The organism is Kitasatospora sp. NPDC097643 (assembly GCF_040302625.1).
GTDB lineage: Bacteria > Actinomycetota > Actinomycetes > Streptomycetales > Streptomycetaceae > Kitasatospora.
This window is the reverse complement of record NZ_JBEOSA010000047.1, coordinates 19,600-39,622: the sequence shown is the minus strand read 5'-3', so window position 1 is coordinate 39,622 and position 20,023 is coordinate 19,600. Positions and strand designations below refer to the sequence as shown.

General features: G+C 75.1%; 14 protein-coding genes. 11 read left to right on the top strand and 3 right to left on the bottom strand.

The window, feature by feature from the left end:
* Positions 1-227: 227 nt before the first annotated feature.
* The 7 genes from infB (at position 228) to ABTY15_RS26405 (ending at position 11,222) form a co-directional block, all read left to right on the top strand.
* Positions 228-3,359 (top strand): translation initiation factor IF-2, encoded by a 3,132-nt coding sequence (gene infB / locus ABTY15_RS26435; RefSeq protein WP_350600319.1) that lies wholly within the window; start codon positions 228-230, stop codon positions 3,357-3,359.
* 154 nt (positions 3,360-3,513) lie between these two features.
* The gene (locus tag ABTY15_RS26430; protein ID WP_030397729.1) at positions 3,514-3,810 is read left to right on the top strand and encodes a DUF503 domain-containing protein; all 297 of its coding nucleotides are present in this window, start codon (positions 3,514-3,516) and stop codon (positions 3,808-3,810) included.
* Positions 3,811-3,963: 153 nt separating this feature from the next.
* Complete coding sequence (rbfA, locus tag ABTY15_RS26425) at positions 3,964-4,404, top strand: 30S ribosome-binding factor RbfA (RefSeq protein WP_045702392.1); 441 nt, start codon at positions 3,964-3,966, stop codon at positions 4,402-4,404.
* Between the two features lie 2 nt (positions 4,405-4,406).
* A complete protein-coding gene (locus ABTY15_RS26420; protein ID WP_350600311.1) occupies positions 4,407-5,510 on the top strand; it encodes a DHH family phosphoesterase in 1,104 nt (367 codons plus the stop codon).
* A 34-nt stretch (positions 5,511-5,544) separates the two neighbouring features.
* Complete coding sequence (truB, locus tag ABTY15_RS26415; protein ID WP_350600308.1) at positions 5,545-6,474, top strand: tRNA pseudouridine(55) synthase TruB; 930 nt, start codon at positions 5,545-5,547, stop codon at positions 6,472-6,474.
* A 236-nt stretch (positions 6,475-6,710) separates the two neighbouring features.
* Positions 6,711-10,211 carry a serine protease gene (locus tag ABTY15_RS26410; RefSeq protein WP_350600305.1) on the top strand — a complete coding sequence of 1,167 codons (3,501 nt, stop codon included), beginning with the start codon at positions 6,711-6,713 and terminating at the stop codon, positions 10,209-10,211.
* A 66-nt stretch (positions 10,212-10,277) separates the two neighbouring features.
* Complete coding sequence (locus tag ABTY15_RS26405; protein WP_350600303.1) at positions 10,278-11,222, top strand: bifunctional riboflavin kinase/FAD synthetase; 945 nt, start codon at positions 10,278-10,280, stop codon at positions 11,220-11,222.
* Between the two features lie 56 nt (positions 11,223-11,278).
* On the opposite strand, the gene ABTY15_RS26400 is transcribed toward ABTY15_RS26405, so the two are convergent.
* The 3 genes from ABTY15_RS26400 to eccE form a co-directional block, all read right to left on the bottom strand.
* The gene (locus ABTY15_RS26400) at positions 11,279-13,228 is read right to left on the bottom strand and encodes a MinD/ParA family ATP-binding protein (RefSeq protein ID WP_350600300.1); all 1,950 of its coding nucleotides are present in this window, start codon (positions 13,226-13,228) and stop codon (positions 11,279-11,281) included.
* 491 nt (positions 13,229-13,719) lie between these two features.
* Positions 13,720-14,487: a hypothetical protein gene (locus ABTY15_RS26395; protein WP_350600298.1), complete on the bottom strand. Its 768-nt coding sequence runs from the start codon at positions 14,485-14,487 to the stop codon at positions 13,720-13,722.
* Positions 14,487-15,902 carry a type VII secretion protein EccE gene (gene eccE, locus ABTY15_RS26390; protein ID WP_350600296.1) on the bottom strand — a complete coding sequence of 472 codons (1,416 nt, stop codon included), beginning with the start codon at positions 15,900-15,902 and terminating at the stop codon, positions 14,487-14,489. The genes ABTY15_RS26395 and eccE overlap by 1 nt, the downstream gene beginning before the upstream one ends.
* Before the next feature lie 167 nt (positions 15,903-16,069).
* Here eccE and ABTY15_RS26385 point away from each other — a divergent pair, with 167 nt between their 5' ends.
* From ABTY15_RS26385 to mycP, 4 genes are all read left to right on the top strand, one after another.
* The gene (locus tag ABTY15_RS26385) at positions 16,070-17,755 is read left to right on the top strand and encodes a type VII secretion protein EccB (protein WP_350600293.1); all 1,686 of its coding nucleotides are present in this window, start codon (positions 16,070-16,072) and stop codon (positions 17,753-17,755) included.
* A gap of 180 nt (positions 17,756-17,935) precedes the next feature.
* A complete protein-coding gene (locus tag ABTY15_RS26380) occupies positions 17,936-18,235 on the top strand; it encodes a WXG100 family type VII secretion target (RefSeq protein ID WP_350600290.1) in 300 nt (99 codons plus the stop codon).
* An 88-nt stretch (positions 18,236-18,323) separates the two neighbouring features.
* On the top strand, positions 18,324-18,620 hold the full coding sequence (locus tag ABTY15_RS26375; protein ID WP_350600288.1) for a WXG100 family type VII secretion target: 297 nt from the start codon (positions 18,324-18,326) through the stop codon (positions 18,618-18,620).
* Positions 18,621-18,704: 84 nt separating this feature from the next.
* On the top strand, positions 18,705-19,949 hold the full coding sequence (gene mycP / locus ABTY15_RS26370; protein WP_502893592.1) for a type VII secretion-associated serine protease mycosin: 1,245 nt from the start codon (positions 18,705-18,707) through the stop codon (positions 19,947-19,949).
* Positions 19,950-20,023: the final 74 nt, after the last annotated feature.

Genomic DNA, 20,023 nt, shown 5'->3' with positions numbered 1-20,023 from the left:
GCCGCGTCCGCGACCGGCCGCCGCTCAGTGCGGCGGGAGAACCACCGCAACAAGCACAGCGCACGGGAAGCCGCGCGCCGTGCACCAGTCAGGTACCTCGCGATGTGGAAGTAGGTCGAGATTGCGATGAGCACTCGATGAGTACGCGATGAGTACGCGATGGGTACGCCCATGAAGTAGCGACGGTCCGGCGGACGAGACACCCCGGACTCATAGACAGGAGTGAAGTGGCTAAGGTCCGGGTTTACGAACTCGCCAAGGAACTTGGCTTGGAGAGCAAGGCCGTCATGGCCAAGCTCACCGAGCTCGGTGAGTTCGTCCGTTCGGCGTCCTCGACGATCGAGGCGCCGGTCGTGCGCAAGCTGACTGACGCGCTTGGTGTGGCCCCCACCGGTGGTGGTTCCGCTGCCAAGCCGGGCCCGCGGAAGACCGCGGCGCCCCAGCCCGCGAGTGGCTCCGCCACCGCGGGTGCACCCAAGCCGGGTGCTCCGACCCCGGGTCCGCGCCCCAGCGCGACCCCTGGTCCCCGTCCGACCCCTGCGGCTGCGGCAGCGCCTGCTGCTCCGGCCGCGCCCGCCGCGACGAAGCCGGGTGCGCCGACTCCGGGCCCGCGCCCGGCCGCGCGTCCCGCCGCTCCGGCGGCCCCGGCCGCGCCCGCGGCCGAGTTCTCCTCGCCGGCTCCGGCCGGTGACGCCCCGCGTCCGGCCACCCAGGCCCCGCGTCCGGCCGGTCCCGCCGCCGGCGGTGCCCGTCCGGGTCCGCGTCCGGCCGGCCCGCGTCCGGGCAACAACCCGTTCACCTCGGGCAGTGCCACCGGCATGGCCCGCCCCGGCGACCGTCGTCCGGCCGCTCCGGGCGCGCGTCCGGGTGCCCCGGGCGCCCAGGGTGGCGACCGTCCGCGTCCGGGCGGCGACCGTCCGCGTCCGGCCGGTGCCCCCGGTGCCGGTGCTCCCCGTCCGGGTGGCGACCGTCCGCGTCCGGCCGGTGCGCCGGGTGCGGGTGCTCCCCGTCCGGGTGGCGCTCCGCGTCCGGGTGGTCCGGGTGCGCCGGGTGCCGGTGCCCCCCGTCCGGGTGGTGCTCCGCGTCCCGACGGCATGCCGCGTCCGGCCGCGCCGCGTCCCGGTGGCCCGACCCCGTCCGGCATGCCGCGCCCGAACCCGGGCATGATGCCGCAGCGTCCGGCTCCGGGCCCGCGTCCCGGTCCGGGTGGCCGTGGTCCGGGTGGCCCCGGTGGCCGTCCGGGTGCCCCGGGTGGTGCCCGTCCGGGCTTCCAGGGTCGTCCGGCCGGTCCGGGCTCGCGTCCGGCCGGTGGCGGCGGCTTCGGCGGTCCGCGTCCGGGTGGCGCGGGTGCCGGTGGCGGCGGCGGCTTCGGCGGTCCGCGTCCCGGTGGCTTCGGCGGTCGTCCCGGTGGCCCGGGTGCCCGTGGTGGCACGCAGGGCGCCTTCGGTCGTGGCCCGGGCGGTCGCCCGGCGCGCGGCCGCAAGTCGAAGCGGGCGAAGCGCCAGGAGTACGAGGCCATGCAGGCCCCGTCCGTCGGCGGTGTGATGCTCCCTCGCGGCAACGGCCAGACCGTTCGCCTGTCGAGCGGCGCCTCGCTGATGGACTTCGCGGAGAAGATCAACGCCAACCCGGCCGCGCTCGTCTCCGTCATGTTCAACCTCGGTGAGATGGTCACCGCGACCCAGTCGGTCTCCGACGCGACCCTCGAGCTGCTGGCCGGCGAGATGGGCTTCCAGCTGGAGATCGTCAGCCGGGACGACGAGGACCGCGAGCTGCTGGAGTCGTTCGACATCGACTTCGGTGCCGACGAGGGCGACGAGGACCAGCTGGCTCCGCGCCCGCCGGTCGTCACCGTCATGGGTCACGTCGACCACGGTAAGACCCGACTGCTGGACGCCATCCGCAAGTCGAACGTGGTGGCCGGCGAGGCCGGTGGCATCACCCAGCACATCGGTGCCTACCAGGTGGCCACGATGGTGAACGGCGAAGAGCGCCCGATCACCTTCCTCGACACCCCGGGTCACGAGGCGTTCTCCGCCATGCGTGCCCGTGGTGCCAAGTCCACCGACATCGCGATCCTGGTGGTCGCGGCCAACGACGGTGTCATGCCGCAGACGGTCGAGGCGCTCAACCACGCCAAGGCCGCCGGTGTGCCGATCGTGGTCGCCGTCAACAAGATCGACGTCGAGGGTGCGGACCCGACCAAGGTCCGTGGCCAGCTGACCGAGTTCGGTCTGGTGGCCGAGGAGTACGGCGGCGACACCATGTTCGTCGACATCTCCGCGCGCCAGGGCCTGAACATCGAGCAGCTGCTGGAGGCCGTGGTCCTCACCGCGGACGCCTCGCTCGACCTGCGGGCCAACCCCGACCAGGACGCGCAGGGTATTGCCATCGAGGCCCACCTCGACAAGGGCCGCGGTGCCATGGCGACCGTCCTCGTCCAGCGCGGTACCCTCCGCGTCGGCGACTCGATCGTCGTGGGCGACGCCTACGGCCGCGTCCGCGCGATGCTGGACGAGAACGGCAACAACCTCTCCGAGGCCGGCCCGTCCCGCCCGGTGCTGCTGCTCGGTCTGACCTCGGTGCCCCGCGCCGGCGACAGCTTCATCGTCGTCGACGAGGACCGCACCGCCCGTCAGATCGCCGAGAAGCGCTCGGCCCGCGACCGCAACGCCGCCTTCGCGCAGCGTCGGGTCCGGGTGTCCCTGGAGGACCTGGACAAGGCCATCGCCGCCGGCTCCATCGAGCAGCTCAACCTCATCATCAAGGGTGACGTCTCCGGTTCGGTGGAAGCCCTCGAGGACGCCCTCGTCAAGCTGGACGTGGGCGAGGAGGTCGAGCTCCGGGTCCTGCACCGCGGTGTGGGTGCCATCACCGAGTCCGACGTGGACCTGGCGATGGGCTCGGACGCCATCATCATCGGCTTCAACGTGCGCGCCGAAGGCCGTGCGCGTACCGCGGCCGACAAGGAAGGCGTGGACGTCCGGTACTACTCGGTCATCTACCAGGCGATCGAGGAGATCGAGAACGCCCTCAAGGGCAAGCTCAAGCCGGAGTACGAGGAGGTGCGCCTCGGCGCCGCGGAGATCCGCGAGGTCTTCCGCTCCTCCAAGTTCGGCAACATCGCCGGTGTCCTGGTCCGCGACGGCATCATCCGCCGCAACACCAAGGCCCGCCTGCTGCGCGACGGCAAGGTCGTGGCGGAGAACCTCACCATCGAGGGTCTGCGCCGCTTCAAGGACGACGCGACCGAGGTCCGCGAGGGCTTCGAGGCCGGTGTCACCCTGGGGTCGTTCAACGACATCAAGGTCGACGACATCATCGAGACCTACGAGATGCGCGAGAAGCCGCGCGCCTAGTCGGTGTCAGCCGGGGCCGGTCGACGGGTGGTATTTCCGTCGACCGGCCCCGGTCTCGCTGTGTAGGGTCCGGGGTAGTTCAGATGTTTCAGCGTCAGCCCGGTTGTGGGCTGTTCGTCCCCGAGGCCTTCCAGGTCGGCGAGACCTGTCATACATGTTCGTGGGAACACTCACCTTCGACCTGCTGCTGGGCGACGTCCACTCGCTCAAGGAGAAGCGTTCGATCGTGCGGCCCATCGTGGCCGAACTGCAGCGCAAGTACAGCGTGTGCGCTGCCGAGACCGGGAACCAGGATCTGCACCGCCGGGCCGAGATCGGCCTCGCGGTGGTGTCCGGCGAGGCCGGGTACGTCACCGAGATCCTGGACAGCTGTGAGCGGTTGGTCGCCGGCCGCCCCGAGGTGCAGCTCCTCTCCGCGAGGAGGCGCTACCACAACGACGACGACGAATGAGAGCCGTGGAGGCGGTCGGCGGAAGTCGCCGTTCTCACACAGATCAGGACCCAGAGCGCCCGCAAGGCCGGGCGCGGGCCGGTACTTTGGGGCGTGGGCCCCGACGGGTGCGTAGCTCCCCCGAGTACCGGGCCCACTGCACGAGGAGGCAACGTGACCGACACCGCAAGGGCGCGCAAGCTCGCCGACCGCATCCAGGTGGTCGTCGCCCAGACCCTGGAGCGGCGGATCAAGGACCCGCGACTGGGGTTCGTGACCATCACCGACACCCGGGTGACCGGCGACCTGCGCGAGGCCACCGTCTTCTACACCGTCTTCGGCGACGAGACCGAGCGCGAGGCCACCGCGGCCGCGCTGGAGAGCGCCAAGGGCGTGATCCGCTCCGAGGTCGGCAAGATCGGGGTGCGCTTCACCCCGACGCTGACCTTCGTCGCGGACGCGCTGCCGGACAACGCCCGGAACATCGACGACCTGCTCGACCGGGCCAAGGCCATCGACGCGGCGGTGCGCACCACCGCCGCGGGCGCGACCTACGCCGGCGACGCGGACCCGTACCGGGTGCCGGCGTCCGAGCGTGACGACGAGGACGAGTAGTCATGGCGGGTGAGTCGGCGAAGGCCGCCTCGCGAACCGGTTCGACCACGGGGGCGTCCTCCACCAGCACGGTGGAGGGTGCCCTCGCGGCGCTCCCGGGGCCGCGCGCCGAGGAGAGCGGCTTCGAGCTGGTCTGGCAGCAGGTGGTGGCGGAGATCGGGCGGGCCCGCACGATCGACCTGATCTGCCACATCTGCCCGGACGGCGACGCGCTGGGCTCCGCGCTGGCGGCCGCGCTGGCGCTGCGCGGGCTGGGCAAGGAGGTGCGGGTCTCGTTCGGCGACGACCCGCAGATCGTGCCCGAGTCGCTGGCCTTCCTGCCCGGCCAGGAGCTGATCGTGCCGGCCTCCGAGGTGCCGGACACGCCGGGGCTGGTGCTCTGCTTCGACGTGGCGGCGGAGAGCCGGCTCGGCCTGCTGCACGACAAGGCCTTCGCCGCGCCCGTCCTGGTGGTGTTCGACCACCACGCCTCCAACCCGGGCTTCGGCACCCACCAGCTGATCGACCCGAGCGCGCCGGCCACCGCCGTGCTGGTCGACGAGCTGCTGCGCCGGCTCGGCGTCGAACTCGACCAGGACCTGGCCACCTGCCTCTACACCGGTGTCGCCACCGACACTGGCTCGTTCAAGTACCGGGCCACCACGCCCGCCACCCACGAGCTCGCCGGGCGGCTGCTGGCCACCGGCATCCGGCACGACCTGATCTCCCGGCAGCTGTGGGACACCTCCTCCTTCGGCTACCTCAAGGTGCTCGCGGGCGCGCTCGACCGGGCCGTCTACGAGCCGGAGGCGGCCGGTGGGCTGGGCCTGGTGTGGACCTGGGTGCCGTACCAGGACCTGGTGCTGTTCAGCGTCACGGTCGAGGAGATCGAGGGGCTGATCGACATCCTGCGCCGCCCGGCCGAGGCCGAGGTGGCGCTGGTGCTCAAGCAGGATCCGGACGGGACGCTGCGGGGCTCCACGCGTTCCAAGGGCGCGGTGGACGTCGCCGCCGCCTGCACCGAACTCGGCGGTGGCGGGCACGTGTTCGCGGCCGGGTTCAGCGCCCGGGAGGACGTCGCCACGGTGGTCGGGCGGTTCCGGAGCGCGCTGCGACCGGTACGTTGATCATCTCTTGACCGCTTTTTAGAGAAAGAACTTGATGAAGCGCAAAGGCACCGGCCCGGACGGCCTGGTGATCGTCGACAAGCCCGAGGGCATCACCTCGCACGGAGTGGTCGCCAAGCTGCGCTGGCTGGCCGGGACGCGGAAGGTCGGCCACGCCGGCACCCTGGACCCGATGGCCACCGGCGTGCTGGTCATCGGCGTCGAGCGGGCCACCCGGTTGCTCGGCCACCTGATGCTCACCGCCAAGACGTACGAGGCGACCATCCGGCTCGGCCAGACCACGATCACCGACGACCGGGAGGGCGAGGTCGTCTCGTCCACCCCGGCCGAGGGCGTGACCCGGGAGGCGATCGACGAGGGGATCGCGAAGCTCACCGGCGAGATCATGCAGGTGCCGTCCAAGGTCAGCGCGATCAAGATCGACGGCAAGCGGTCGTACGCGCGGGTGCGCGAGGGCGAGGACTTCGAGCTGGCGGCCCGGCCCACCACGATCCACTCCTTCACCGTGCACGCGCAGCGCGCGGCCGTCGCCGAGGACGGCACGCCGGTGATCGACCTGGACGTGACCGTCGAGTGCTCCTCCGGCACCTACATCCGGGCGCTGGCCCGCGACCTCGGCGCCGGGCTCGGCGTCGGCGGGCACCTGACCGCGCTGCGGCGCACCAAGGTCGGGCCGTACGGGGTGGAGTCGGCGCGCACCCTGGAGCAGCTGGAGGCTGCGGTCACTAGCGGCTCCGCCGCAGGGCTGGAGGTGCTGCCGATCGCGGAGGCCGCGGCGGCCGCCTTCCCGCGCTGGGACCTGGACGCGGCCTCGGCCGAGAAGCTGTCGCACGGTGCCCGGCTCAAGGCGCCGGGGCTGGGCGTGGACGGGCCGATCGCGGTCTTCGGGCCGGACGGGCGCTTCCTCGCGCTGGTCGAGGAGAAGGGCGGGCAGGCGAAGCCGGTCGCGGTCTTCGTCGGCTGACGTCCCCCGATCGCGTCGTCACCCTCCGGTCGCGTCGTCACCCCTGCGGCGTCGCCGCCCCGGTCGCATCGTCACCCCCGTCGGGAGTCCTCCCGGCGGGGGTTTCGCCCGTTCGGGGGGCTTCACCCCGGCGGGGGAGCGCGCGAGGTGAATTCCGGTGGTGAGCGGCGCGGGCGCGGTCGGCCCGCCCGCCCGGCGGGCAGGCTCCGGGCGACTGACGGCCGGAGGGGGCTCACATGCGGGACGGGGACGGGGCGGCGGGCGATCCGGGGCGGTACCTGCTCCGGATCCGCGACCTCAACGGGCGGCTGCACGGCTTGGGGTTCGTCGCCGACCCGCAGGGCACCGTGCTCACCGCGCACGAGAGCGTGGCGGGCCTGGACCGGATCGTCCTGCACACCCCCGGCGGCCAGAGCCGGGTGCTCGGCCCGGACGCCGTGCAGCCGCTGCCCGGGCACGGGCTGGCCCTGCTGCGGACCGACGCGGTGGGCGGGCTGCCCGTGCCGCCGCTGCCGCTGGCCGCCGTCGGGGCCGGGCACGAGGTGCTGCTGCCCGCGCTCGCCGGGGCGGACGGCCGCGCGGTGGCGCTGCGCTGCGGCCTGCTGGGCGTCACCGGCCTCGGGTACCCGCAGCCGGACCGGCTGCACCGGCTGGCCGGGGTGCTGGTGCTCGACCTGCCGACGGTCGGCGGGGTCGCGGTGCCGGCCGGGTCGCCGGTGCTGGACACCCGCAGCGGCGCCGTGGTCGCGCTGGCCGCGCCCGGGCTGCGGGGGCCCGGGCACGGGGGCGCGCTCCCGGCGGTGCCGGTGGGCGGCGGCGTGCTGGTCGCGCCGGAGCTGGCCGAACTGCTGGCGCGCAACGCGGCCGGCATCCCCGCGTACGGGCCGGCGCTCAACCTGGCCGGGGTGCTGCGGCTGACCGCAGCCCAGCTGGCCGCCGCCGGGGCGGGCCCCGGCCGGGTGGCCGGGCTCGCCGCCGACCGGGTCGACCGGCCGGACGGCCTGACCGGGGACGAGCCGGAGGCCGTCCTCACCGCGCTGGTCGGCGCGCCCGGCAGCGGGCGCAGCACCGAACTCGCCGCCCTCGCCGTCCGCCGGGGCGGCGGCGACCGCCCGCTGCCCACGCTCTGGCTGCGCGGCGCCGACCTGCGGGCCGGGGACCGCTCGCTGGCCGAGCCGGTGGAGCGGGCGCTGGCCGCGGCCGCGGTGGAACTCGGCGTCCCGGCGCCCGCCCCGGAGCCGGTGGCGGCGCTGTGCGCGGCGGCCGGGCGGCCGCTGCTGGTGCTGCTGGACGCGCCCGAGGAGGCCCCGGTGCCGCTCGACGCGCGTCGGCTGCGCGGGGCGGGGGAGTGGCTGACCGGGTGCGGGGCGTGGCTGCTGACCGCCTGCGGGGAGGAGACCTGGGAACGGCTGACCGCCGGGGCGAGCCCGCCCGAGCTCGCCGGGTACCCGCTCGGCCCGCTGCCCGCCGAGGCGGCCGAGCGGGTGCGACGCCGGTACGGGCTGCCGCCGGGCTGGCCGGACCCCGCCGACGCGCGGCACCCGCTGGCCGTCCGGCTGGCCGGGGAGCTGTGGGCGCAGGGCCTGCGCGGGGAGCCGGCGCCCCGGACCGAGCTGTTCGACGGGTACCTGGACCTGCGCTGCCTGCGGGTCGCCCAGCGGCTGGCCGAGGACGGCCGGCCGCGTCGCCCGGGGGCGCACCGCCGGGGCGCGGTCCGGCCCGCCGGGCCGTCCCCGGGCCGGGTGCGTCGGCTGGCGGCGGCGGTGGCCGGGCGGGTGCACGAGGCGGCCCGGCGGATGCTCGGCGCCGAGCAGGGCGGGCTGGGCCGGGCCGCGTTCGAGGAACTGTTCCCGGTGGCCGGCGGCTGGGCGACGGCGGTGCTCGCGGAGGGCCTGTTCGTCCCGGCCGGGGCCGGATTCCGGTTCGCGCACGGGGAGTTCGCGGACTGGTTGCAGGGCCAGCACCTGGACCTGGACGGCGCGCTGCGGCTGCTGCTGGGGGAGGCGGAGGACACGCCCGCAGCGGGCGACGGCCCGGACCACCCGGACCCGGCGGAGCGGTCGGTGCCCCGGCACCGGGTCGGCCCGGTGCTCGCCGCACTGCGCCGGACCGCCGAGACCTGGGGCGCGAACGCGCTGGACCCGTGGCTGCACCGGATCTGGCGCGCCCTGGACCTGCGCCCGCCCGGCAGTGAACCCGCCTGGTGGGCGGCCCGGTTGCTCACCGCCGGGCTGGCCGCCAGCCCCGAGCCGGCCCGGCACCTGGCGCTGCTACAGCAGTTGGCCGGCCGGATCGCCGAACAGGCGGTCGCCGCGGGCGGGTTCGAGGGCCTGTCGGCGGAGCGCCGCGATCTGCTCGGCCCGGCGTTCTGGACCGGCCTGGGCCTGCCCGTCGAGGCCGAACTCGCCCTGCTGCGGCACCTGGTGGCGGCCGACGGCCCCGGGCAACCGTTCCTCGCGGTGGTGGCCGAGCGGCTGCGCGCCGACCCGGTCACCGTGTTCCCGCTGCTCTGCGCCTGGTTCGACGACCCGCGCGGCCTGCCGACGGGGTCTGGGAGCGTCGCCGACCTCGCCCACGACCTGCTGTACGCCCACCGCAGGCTCGCCCTGGACGAGTTGGCCGACGCGCTGGCCGACGCCGCGCACCCGCGGGCGGACGCGCTGCTCACCGTGCTCGCCGCCGAGGAGCCGTCCGCGCTCTGCCGTGCGGTGGACCGCTGGAGCCACGACCGCCGGCCCGAACGGCACGTCGCCGCCGCCGTGCACGCGCTGCGCGTCGCCCCGCACGCCGACGGCGCCGCGGCCGGGCTGCTGCGGTTCACCGCGCTGACCCTGCTCGCCCGGGAGGACGAGCCGGGCCTGCACGGCGCCGCGCTGGCCCTGCTGGTCGCCGACCCGGCGACCCGGGCCGGGCACCTGCCGGCCGCGCTGGCCCTGTACCGGGCGGGCGGCGACGCCCTGTTCACCCCGCGCGCGCTGGCCCCCGCCCTGGAGAGCGACCCGGAGGCCGTCCTGGCCGCCCTCGCGGACCGGCTCGCGGAGCCCGACGCGGCCGTCGCCGAGACGCTGCGGGTGCTCGCCGACGCCCGCGCCCCGCTGGTCACCCGGCGCGGCGCCGAGCTGGCCGCCCGGCTGCTGCGCGACCACCCGGCGCTGGCCGGCCCGGTCGCCGTCGACTACCTGGGCCGCCGCCTGGACCGCGCCGCCACCGGCGGCCCGGCCGCCCGGCTGGAGCTGCGGGTGCTGCTCGGCGGTGCGCTGGCCGCCCGGGCGGGGGTGCGCCGGCCGTTCGCGCAGGTGCTGTCCACGCCGGTGGCCGACCCGGCGGCGGACGCGCTGCGCTGCGAACTGCTGGACACCCTGCTGGCCACCGAGAGCGACCCGACGGTGCTGACCGCCGCCGTGGAGCGGCTCGCCGAGCACTGCGCGGCCGAGAAGCCAGCCCGGGCCCGGGCGGTGCTGGCCCGCGCGACGCCCGCGCTGCCGACCGCGGACGAGGTGCTGGTGCGCTGCGCCGGCCGCTCGGCGGCCTTCGCACAGCTGCTCGCCCAGTGGCCCCGGGACGCCGCCCCGACCCCGCCGGACGGCCCCCGGCTGAGCCAGCTGCGGGCCCTGCTGGCGGCCGGGCGGGACCCGCAGCACGCCGCCGCCGAGGCGCAGCGGGCGCCGCTGGGGCCTGTGGTGCGTTCAACCCGTATTCCGGTGCCTGAGCAGGGGCAGGCGCATGGCACGCTATAGGGGTTCGGGTTTTGAGCGTTTGAGCGTACAGAGGGTACGCGCCGTACGGAACAAGGAGCGGTCAGGGTGCAGCGCTGGCGTGGCCTGGAGGAGATCCCCGGTGACTGGGGACGCAGCGTCGTCACCATCGGCTCGTTCGACGGGGTGCACCGCGGACATCAGCTGATCATCGGCCGGGCGGTCGAGCGCGCCCGCGAACTCGGCCTCCCCGCGGTCGTGGTGACCTTCGACCCGCACCCGCGCGAGGTCATCCGCCCGGGCAGCCACCCGGCGCTGCTGGCCCCGCAGGCGCGCCGCGCCGAGCTGATCGCCGGGCTCGGCGTGGACGCGGTGCTGGTGCTGCCGTTCACCCCCGAGCTGTCCCAGGAGTCGGCGGAGACCTTCGTCCGGCAGGTGCTGGTGGACGCGCTGCACGCCCGGGCCGTCATCGAGGGCCCCAACTTCCGCTTCGGGCACCGGGCCGCGGGGGACGTGGCGCTGCTCACCGAGCTGGGCCGCGCGGACGACTTCGAGGTCGAGGTCGTCGACCTCCAGGTGAGCGGGACGGCGGGGGACGGCGAGCCGTTCTCCTCCACGCTGACCCGGCGCCTGGTCGCGGCCGGGGACATGACCGGCGCCGGCGAGGTGCTCGGCCGACCGCACCGGGTCGAGGGCGTGGTGGTGCGCGGTGCGCAGCGCGGCCGCGAACTCGGCTACCCGACCGCCAACGTGGAGACCGTGCCGCACAGCGCGATCCCGGCCGACGGCGTCTACGCGGGCTGGCTCACCGCGGACGGCGAGAGGATGCCGGCGGCGATCTCGGTCGGCACCAACCCGACCTTCGACGGCACCGCCCGCACCGTCGAGGCGTACGCCATCGACCGGGTCGGCCTGGACCTGTACGGGCTGCACGTGGCCGTGGACTTCCTGGCCTACCTGCGCGGGATGGAGAAGTTCGACTCCATCGAGGCGCTGCTGGACCGGATGGCGGACGACGTCAAGCGGGCCCGTGAGCTGACCGACGGCTGCTGAACGCCGCCCATGGAACGCCGAAGGGCCCGCCGACCTGGTCGGCGGGCCCTTCGGCGTCACTGCTGCGGCTGCGGCGGCGGGTAGCCGTACCCGGGCGGCGGCTGGTGGCCGTCCGGCTGGCCGGGGTACGGCGGCTGCGCCTGCGGCTGGGGCTGGGCCGGCGGGTAGCCGTAGCCGGGGCCCGGCTGCGGGACGCCGGGCTGCTGCGGGTCGGGGTACGGCTGCGGCTGCGGCTGCGGCCAGCCCGCCGGGGCGCCGGGCTGCGGCGGCGGGTAGCCGTACCCGGCCGGGGGCGGCGGGGTCTGGCCGGGCTGCGGCTGGGGGGCCCAGGGCGCCCCGGGGGCCGGCTGACCGACCTGCCCCGGGTAGGGCTGGGCCGGCTGCGGGTCGGGGTACGGCTGCGGCTGGCCGCCCTGCGGCGGGTACGGCGCCTGCGCCTGCTGCTGCCACCCGGCCTGCTGCGCGGCGGCCTGCTGGGCCCGGATGATGTCCTCGCCGACCAGGGTGGCCAGCTCGAAGTAGGCCTCCCGGACCTTGGGCCGCATCATGTCGAGGTTGACCTCGGCGCCGGCCGCCAGGCTCTCGTCGAACGGGACCACGACCACCCCGCGGCAGCGGGTCTGGAAGTGCGCGACGATGTCCTCGACCTTGATCATCTTGCTGGTCTCGCGCACCCCGGAGACCACCGTGATGCTGCGCTGCACCAGGTCCGCGTAGCCGTGCGCGGAGAGCCAGTCCAGGGTGGTCGAGGCGCTGGAGGCGCCGTCCACGCTGGGCGTGGAGACGATGATCAGCTGGTCGGCGAGGTCCAGCACACCGCGCATCGCGCTGTACAGCAGGCCGGTGCCGGAGTCGGTCAGGATGATCGGGTACTGGCGGCCCAGCACCTCGATGACCTGCCGGTAGTCCGAGTCGTTGAACGTGGTCGACACCGCCGGGTCGACGTCGTTCGCCAGGATCTCCAGGCCCGAGTGCAGGTCCTGCGAGGTGAACTGACGGATGTCCATGTAGCTGCGCAGGTGCGGGATGGCCGTCACCAGGTCGCGGATGGTCGCGCCGGTCTGGCGCTTGACCCGGCGGCCCAGGGTGCCGGCGTCCGGGTTGGCGTCGATCGCGATCACCTTGTCCTGGCGCTCGCTGGCCAGGGTCGCGCCGAGCGCGGTGGTGGTCGTGGTCTTGCCGACCCCGCCCTTGAGGCTGATCACGGCGATCCGGTAGCAGCTCAGCACCGGGGTGCGGATGATCTCCAGCTTGCGGGACTTCTCGGCGGCCGCCGCCTTGCCGCCGAACTGGAACCGGGGCTGCTGGCGCTGCTGCTTGGGCTGGCTGCGCAGCAGCCGGTCCGAGGACAGCTCGACCGCGGCGGTGTAGCCGAGCGGCGCGCCGTGCGCGACCTGCTGCGGGGCGGCGGCCTGCTGGAACGCGGCGGGCGCCGGCGCGGCAGCGCCCTGCGGCGGCCAGGGCTGCGCCGGGGCCGGCTGCTGCGGTTCGGCGTACGGCTGCGGCTGGGCGGGCTGCTGGTAGGCGGCGGGCTGCGGCCAGCCGCCCTGGCGCGGGTCCACCGCGGCGGGCTGCGGGGCCGGTGCCGGCTGCGGTGCGGGCTGGGCGGCGGCCTGCTGGGCGGCCCACGCGGCGGCCTGCGGGTCCTGCGGCAGTGGCTGCGGCTGCTGCTGCTGGGCCGCGACCGGCTGGACGGGCGGCTGCGGGTACGCCTGCGGCGGGACCGGCTGGGGGCCGGGCTGCGCCGGCTGGGCCGCCTGCGGGTCGGGGTACGCCTGCGGCTCCGGGTACGGCAGCGGGGCCGGCGCCGGCTGCGGCTGAGGCGCGGCCGGGACGGGCTGCTGGTGCGCTGCGGCCTCCGCCGGGGGCCAGCCCGGGGCGACGGCCTGCGGCGGCCCGGGGACCGCGGCGGGTGCGGGTGCTGGCGCCGGTGCGGGTGCGGGTGCGGGTGCGGGTGCCGGGAACGGGACGTGCTGCGCCTCGGTCTGGACGGGCGGCACGGGCACGGGCGCCGGAGCGGGAGCCTGGGCGGGGACCGGCGTCGGGACCGCCTCCGCGGCGGGCACGGCCGGAGCGGGCACGGGGACCGGAGCGGGCATCGGCATCGGAGCGGGCTCGGCCACCGGGGCAGGAGCCCCCGGCTGGGCCTGGGCACCAGGTCCCGGCACCGCTGCCGGAGCCGCGTGAGCACCCGGAGCACCCGCAGCCACCGCCCCCGGAGCCGCCGCGGCCGGGTTCGCCCCCGGAGCCGCCGCCGCATCCGTCTGCACGTACCAGGACGGGGGAGTGTAATCGGGCGCGTCGGACCAATCGTCGTCGTCCTCCGCCGCGTTGTCGCCGACGTAGACGCCGTCCCGATCGCTGCTCACTAGGGCTCCCTCGTGTTCGCCGCCGCTTGTTCAGCGGTGCCGTTGCCGCATCAAAGACTAGGCCGTACGGCAACCCCCGTTGAAGGCGGCGTCGGATCCGGTTGCCCGGCCCCGGGCCGGTGCCGCCGTCAGTCCATCCGGCGCGGGCCGCCGAGAACCTGCTGCTCGGCCTGCCCGGCCACGGCCCGCACGTACTGGCGGCGCATCCGGGTGGCCCACAGGGTGAGGTCGTCGCCGAGGGTGGGCAGTGCGGCGACGTCCTCCGGCGGGAGCGAGAGCACCCGGCCGGTCAGTTCCGCCTCCTGCGGGGAGATCCGCTGCACGCCCACCAGGTCGGCCGCGTTGAGCACCCGGGACGCGTTCGGGCCCAGGTAGGGCAGCAGCGTCAGGGTGGTCTGCCAGGGGGCGGCGGAGAGCCGGCTGCGCGGCGGGCGGGCGCCGAGGTCGCGCACGACCAGCACCGGCGAGGCCACCGAGGCGCCCTGCGGCCCGAGCCGGCCGACCTGGTGGATCGTCACGCACGGCTGCCCGCCGCCCGCGGCCTGCGCCATCGGCCCCCACAGCTGGGAGCGGGCCGTCTCCACCGCGACCCGGGCGCCGATCGCGGCCGCCCGCAGCGCGATGACCTGCGCCGTCCACACCCCGCCGACCAGCACCAGCTCGTACGAACCGGGCCGGAACAGGCCGAGCACCGCGGGCAGGCCCTGCGGGTCGACGCCGATCACCACGCCGTCGTCGCCGACCGGGAAGGCCAGCGCCGCCAGGTCGGCGGGCTCCAGCACGTGCTTCTCCCGGCGCGGGCCGCGCAGCCCGAAGCCGGGCAGGATCCGCGGCCGGGGCCGGGGCTGAGAGCCGCCGTGCTGCGGCCCGGGGGCCGGGTACGTCTGGTACGCCATCAGGACGCTCCTCCCAGCGGCAGGGTGGCGAGCACACCGGGGGCCTGCTCCAGGTCGAGCCGGGTCAGGCCGAGGCCGGTGCTCTGGGCCCGGGCCTCCACCTGGCGGCCGATCTGGACCACCTCGCTCTCGCTGCGCCCGGTCACCCGCAGGTGCCCGCTGATCGTCACCGAGCCGCCGGTGCCGTGTCCGGCGGTCAGGCTGAAGGTGCTGGCGAGCGCCGGCGAGCCGGTGATCAGGTTGACCAGGTCGGGTGCGCCGATCCGGCCGGGGGCGCCGCCGGGGCGGCCGAGCTGCGGCCAGCGGGAGATCCAGTAGGTGCTGTGCCAGCGGTCGTCGATCCGCCAGAACCGGTTGCCCTCCTGGGTGCGGCGGGTGGTGCCGCCGCCGCTGCCGGTGCCCTGGCGCCCGGCCACCGCGAGCGGGTTGGCACAGGTGGAGGTGGACAGCGCGGCGATCAGCTCGCGTTCGTCCAGCACGGTCGCCTTGAACCCGGCGCTGTTGAGCCGCCCGGCGAGCTGGTCGGTCACCCGTTGCAGCGCCTTGCGGGCGCCCTCCTCGCCGCCGCCGCGGGCCCGGACGGCGGTGGCCGCCCGTTCCGGGTCGAGCTTGAGCGCCACCCAGGTCAGCCGCAGGCCCGGGGTGGCGGTGCCGTCCGGCAGCTCCCGGTAGGCGCGGGCGGCCAGCGACTGCTCGGGCAGGTGCTGGGCCGGGGCCGGCTGGGTGTGCTGGACCACCTGCACCGACTCCAGCGTGATGTCGTCCACCGTCAGCGCCGAGCAGATCACGTCCAGCGGCAGCGGCAGCGCGGTGCGCACCGGGCGCAGCGGCTGGTCCTTGGCCTGGACGAGCAGCACCGAGCTGAGGAAGGTCCCGTCGCCGACCATGCCGGTCTCCCGGCGGACCGGCCGGCCGCCGAGCTCCACCTCGGTGGCGTGGGTGCAGGTGCGCAGGGCCGGTTCGAGCTCCAGGGCCGGGGCGAAGGCCGGGTCGGTGCCGGCCGGCGGCAGGGTGGTACGGGCCTGCCGGCGGCGGGACTTGAGGGTGGCGCGGACCCGCAGCGCCTCGGGGACGGTGCGGCCGCGCACCGGGATGGCGGCGAGCACGACCAGGACGAGCGCGACCGCGCCGAAGCCGGCGGCGACCGGCCGGCTGATCGTCCAGCCGACCGCGACCAGCGCCACCGCGACCTCGACCAGGACGAGCTGCTGGAGTTTCAGCCGGCCGCCGAGCAGGCCGGGCCGGGGGTGGATCCGGACCGGAACGGGCCCGCTCGCGCCGGTGCCGGCCCCGGCGGGCGGCTGCGCGGAGGTGGCTGCCGGGGCCGGGTCGCCGGGCTGCGCCCGGCGTCCGGACCGGCGCGACCCCCTGCCCGTCGCCGTGCCGCGGCGTCCTGGAGCGGTCTGGCTTGGCATCCCCCGGGTGACCCTCTCTGATCAGTCGTCGCGGCCCGGCTGGCCGGTTCGCGCACCGTACCCGTACCGTACTCACCGTCTGCTGCCGCATCGTAGAGGGTTCGAGCGCGTTCTCGCCCGGCGGGTGCGGACCACGGGGCAGCGGTCTGACAAGGGGGACGACGAGGATGGCATCGCGCCGGGACGAGCTGAACGCCTACACCTTCGCCCGTAAGCGCACCGTCGGCGCCTTCCTGCTGCCCGGTGGTGGCGGCAGCGACGAGGACGCGCCGCGGCCGGTGAAGGCGGTGCTGCCGAGCGTCCTCGTGGCGACCGCGGTCGTCGCCGGGTTCGGGCTCTGGGGGGTGTTCAAGCCGGGGGCGCCGCTGCACTGGGACGACGGCAAGAGCGTGATCCAGGGCAAGCGCTCGACCACCCGGTACGTGGTGCTGACCGATCCGGACGGCCGGACGAAGCGCCTGCACCAGGTGCTCAACATGTCCTCGGCCCGGCTGGTGCTGCCCGCCGAGGCCAAGGTGGTGGTGGTCGACGACGACGTGCTCGACCGCTACCCCAACCACGGCCCGACGATCGGCATCCCGTACGCGCCGGACAAGCTGCCCGCCAAGGACAACGCGGACAAGCCGATGAAATGGTCGGTCTGCGACCGCCCGGGCTCGGACGACAAGCAGGAGACCGTCAACCAGGCGGTGTTCGTGGCGGCCGGCGCGGACGCGGCGACGCTGGAGGCCAAGGACCGGAAGCTGGGCCAGGACCAGCTGCTGCTGGTGCAGCTGGCGGACGAGCAGCAGGTCTCGGCGCAGCCGGCGCCGGGTCAGCCGGCCGTCAAGCCCGCGGACGCGAAGGTGTACCTGGTCGACGCGCAGGGCCGCAAGCACGAGATCGGCTCCGAGAAGGCCGACGACAAGGAGCGCAAGTCGCTGATCACCGCGGTGTTCGGGCCCAACGCGGTGCCGCAGCGGGTCAAGCGCGACTGGCTGGACACCCTGCTGAACGGCAGCCCGATCACCTTCCCGCAGCTCGACGGGGTGGCGGACAGCCAGAACCCGAACTCCTCGGTGACGCTGGAGAACCAGGCGGACCGCCGGGTCGGCCGGCTGGTGCACTACCAGGACCGCCACTACGTGGTCGGCAAGGACCGGCTGTTCCTGGTGACGCCGTTCCAGGCGGAGCTGATCCGGCAGAACCCGGCGTACCAGATCCTCTACAAGTACGACGCCGACAAGAAGCCGCGCAGCGACGAGATGACCCCGGCCGACCACGCCGCGCTCGGCAACAACACCCCGCTGCCGAACGTCGGGGACGACTGGCCGCTGAAGTCCGGTGCGCCGCTGAACAACTGGCAGGACCGGCAGGACGCCCGCAAGGTGGTCTGCAGCACCTTCGACGGCGTCGCCGAGGACGGCCGCACGCCCCGGCGCAGCGTCTGGGCGGGTCCGTCGTACCCGGCGCAGTACAGCAACGGGGCGGGCGCCGCGTACGTGACGCCCGGTCACGGCCTCTTCTACCGCGCGCTGGACAACACGACGGCCGGCTCCGGCAGCGACTTCCTGATCACCGAGACCGGCCTGCGCTACTCGGTGCCGACCAACGGCGACGGCGGCCGCGGCGCCACCGCCGCACCCACCGCCCAGCCGGGGCAGAGCGGCGCCCCGAAGCCGCCGACCGCGCAGCCGACCACGGCGGCGCCGGACCAGCCGCAGCCGCAGCAGTCGGACGAACCCGGCGGCAACCAGGCCAGGTTGGGCTACCAGGGCGTCCAGCCGCTCCCGGTGCCGCGGGAGTGGTCGAACCTGGTGCCGGCCGGCCCGCCGCTGACCGCGAAGAGCGCCGCGCAGCAGCAGAACGCCTGAGCGGCCTGACGCGCCAAGGGACTTGGCCCCGTGTCATGGTCTGGTAACTACTCGGCGCTCGATGTTGGGTGAGTTGCGTGTGCCGACTACAGTGCTCCTCGACATCACACCGGTGATGCGACGGACGGGCCGGACGGCCCTCCGTTCACACAATGTTGTTCTCATGGGGGACGGTGGAGCATGGGTCAGTTCACGATGACCGCTCAGGAGATGCTGGCTTTCGCCAAGCAGATCGATGACGCGATCCAGAAGATCGATGCGGAGCGGACCAAGCTCAACGGCACGGTCACCAACGTCACCGGCGGCTGGAAGGGCCAGGCGGCGACCGCCTACACCAACCTGCAGACCCAGTTCAACCAGGACATCGACGCGCTGAACCAGTCGCTGCGGGCGATCAAGGGCGCGATCGAGGAGACCACCCGCCGCTACTCGCTCACCGAGCAGGACCAGCAGCAGCAGTTCACCGCTGCCCAGGGCTGATCACCTCTTCGCACCGCTTCGAACCGCCGCCACGCGGGGCACCCGCCGGTAGCCGCGGGGTGCTTCGCATCCATGACTAGGAGACATCGTGTCCGACGGCCACATCCTCGTTAACTTCGAAACCGTCCACGCCGCCGCCGAGGAGGTGCGGGGCTCCGCCGCCCGCATCAAGCAGCTGCTGGAGGACCTCCAGGGCAACGTCAAGCGCATCTCGGGCAGCTGGGAGGGCCAGGCCCAGCAGGGTTACCAGGCCCACCAGGCCGTCTGGGACGCCCGCGCCGCCGACCTCCAGGACGTCTGCGGCAAGATCGCGTCCTCGCTGGACAGCGCCGCGGCGAGCTACAAGGCCACCGAGGACAACAACGCCAAGCTCTGGCAGCACTGACCGCGCGTTCCCGCGGGGAACGTACGGTGGGGCGGGTACCCGGACTCCGGGCACCCGCCCCTGGCGCGCAGGCAGGTGGACGACATGAGGGGTGGCAGGGTGTCCGGACGCGGGTACCGCAGGACGGCCGCGACGCTGGCCGCGCTGGCCGTACTGGCCGGGCCGCTGGCCGCCCCGGCGTACGCCGACGGGCCCGGCCTGGCCGCCGCCGGTGACTGCCCCAACCCCGCGCCCGACGTGCAGACCGTGCCCTGGGCGCTGCAACGCCTGCTGCTCGACGAGCTGTGGCAGGGCGGGCGGACGAGGGGCGCGGGCGTGACCGTCGCGGTCATCGACACCGGCGTGGACGACCGCAACCCGCAGCTGGCCGACAAGGTCGTGGACGGCGGAAACCTGCTGGTCAACCGGGAGACCAAGCAGAAGGTCGAGGGCACCGCCAAGGACGACCCGGTCGGCCACGGCACCAAGGTGGCCGGCATCATCGCCGCCCGCCGCAGCGACCGGACCGGCTTCGTCGGCCTGGCCCCCGACGCCACCATCCTGTCGATCCGCCAGAACGACAGCGAGGGCAACGGCGACGTCTCCACCCTCGTCCAGGCCATCAATACGGCGGTCCAGGCCAAGGCCAGGGTCATCAACATCTCCCAGGACGTCCGCGGCGCCGGCAGCGCCGGGTTCGGCGGCTACCCCGAGCTGAAGGCCGCCGTCCAGGCCGCCGAGGACAACAACGTCGTGGTGGTCGCCTCCACCGGCAACGACGGCAAGGAGGGCGACACCTACCCCGGGGCCTTCCCGACCGTGCTGGCCGTCGGCGCCTCCGACCGCAACAACGAGCGCGCCCCGTTCTCCCAGTACGGCTCCTTCGTGAAGGTCGCCGCGCCCGGCGTCGACATGCTCTCCACCGTCCCCCGGGGCGGCCAGTGCGTGGACAACGGCACCAGTTTCGCCGCCCCGTACGTCGCCGGGCTCGCCGCGCTGCTGACGGGCGCCCACCCGTCGTGGAAGCCCGCGCAGGTCCGCGCCTGGATCGAGCAGACCGCCCAGCGCACCGAGCACGGCCCGAACCGCTTCATCGGCTGGGGCGTGGTGGACCCGGTCAGGGCCGTCACCAAGGCGCCCGAGGCCGCGCCGTTCGCGGCCGTCGAGGACCCGCCCGTCCAGCTCGCCGCCGCCCCGATCGTGCCGCGGCCGGTCGGCCTCGGCGAGACCCAGGCCGACCGGGACGGCCGCACCGCGACGTACGTCCTGGGCATCGGCGCGCTGCTGGTGGCCCTGCTGATCGGCGGCGGCGTGGTGCTGCGCGACCACCGGCGCCGGCCCGTCGACTGACGTCTCCTCAGGAACCTCCCGCCCGGCTGTAACATCCCGCGCCGGTCGCCGCATCCAAGAGGTGTCAGTGACCA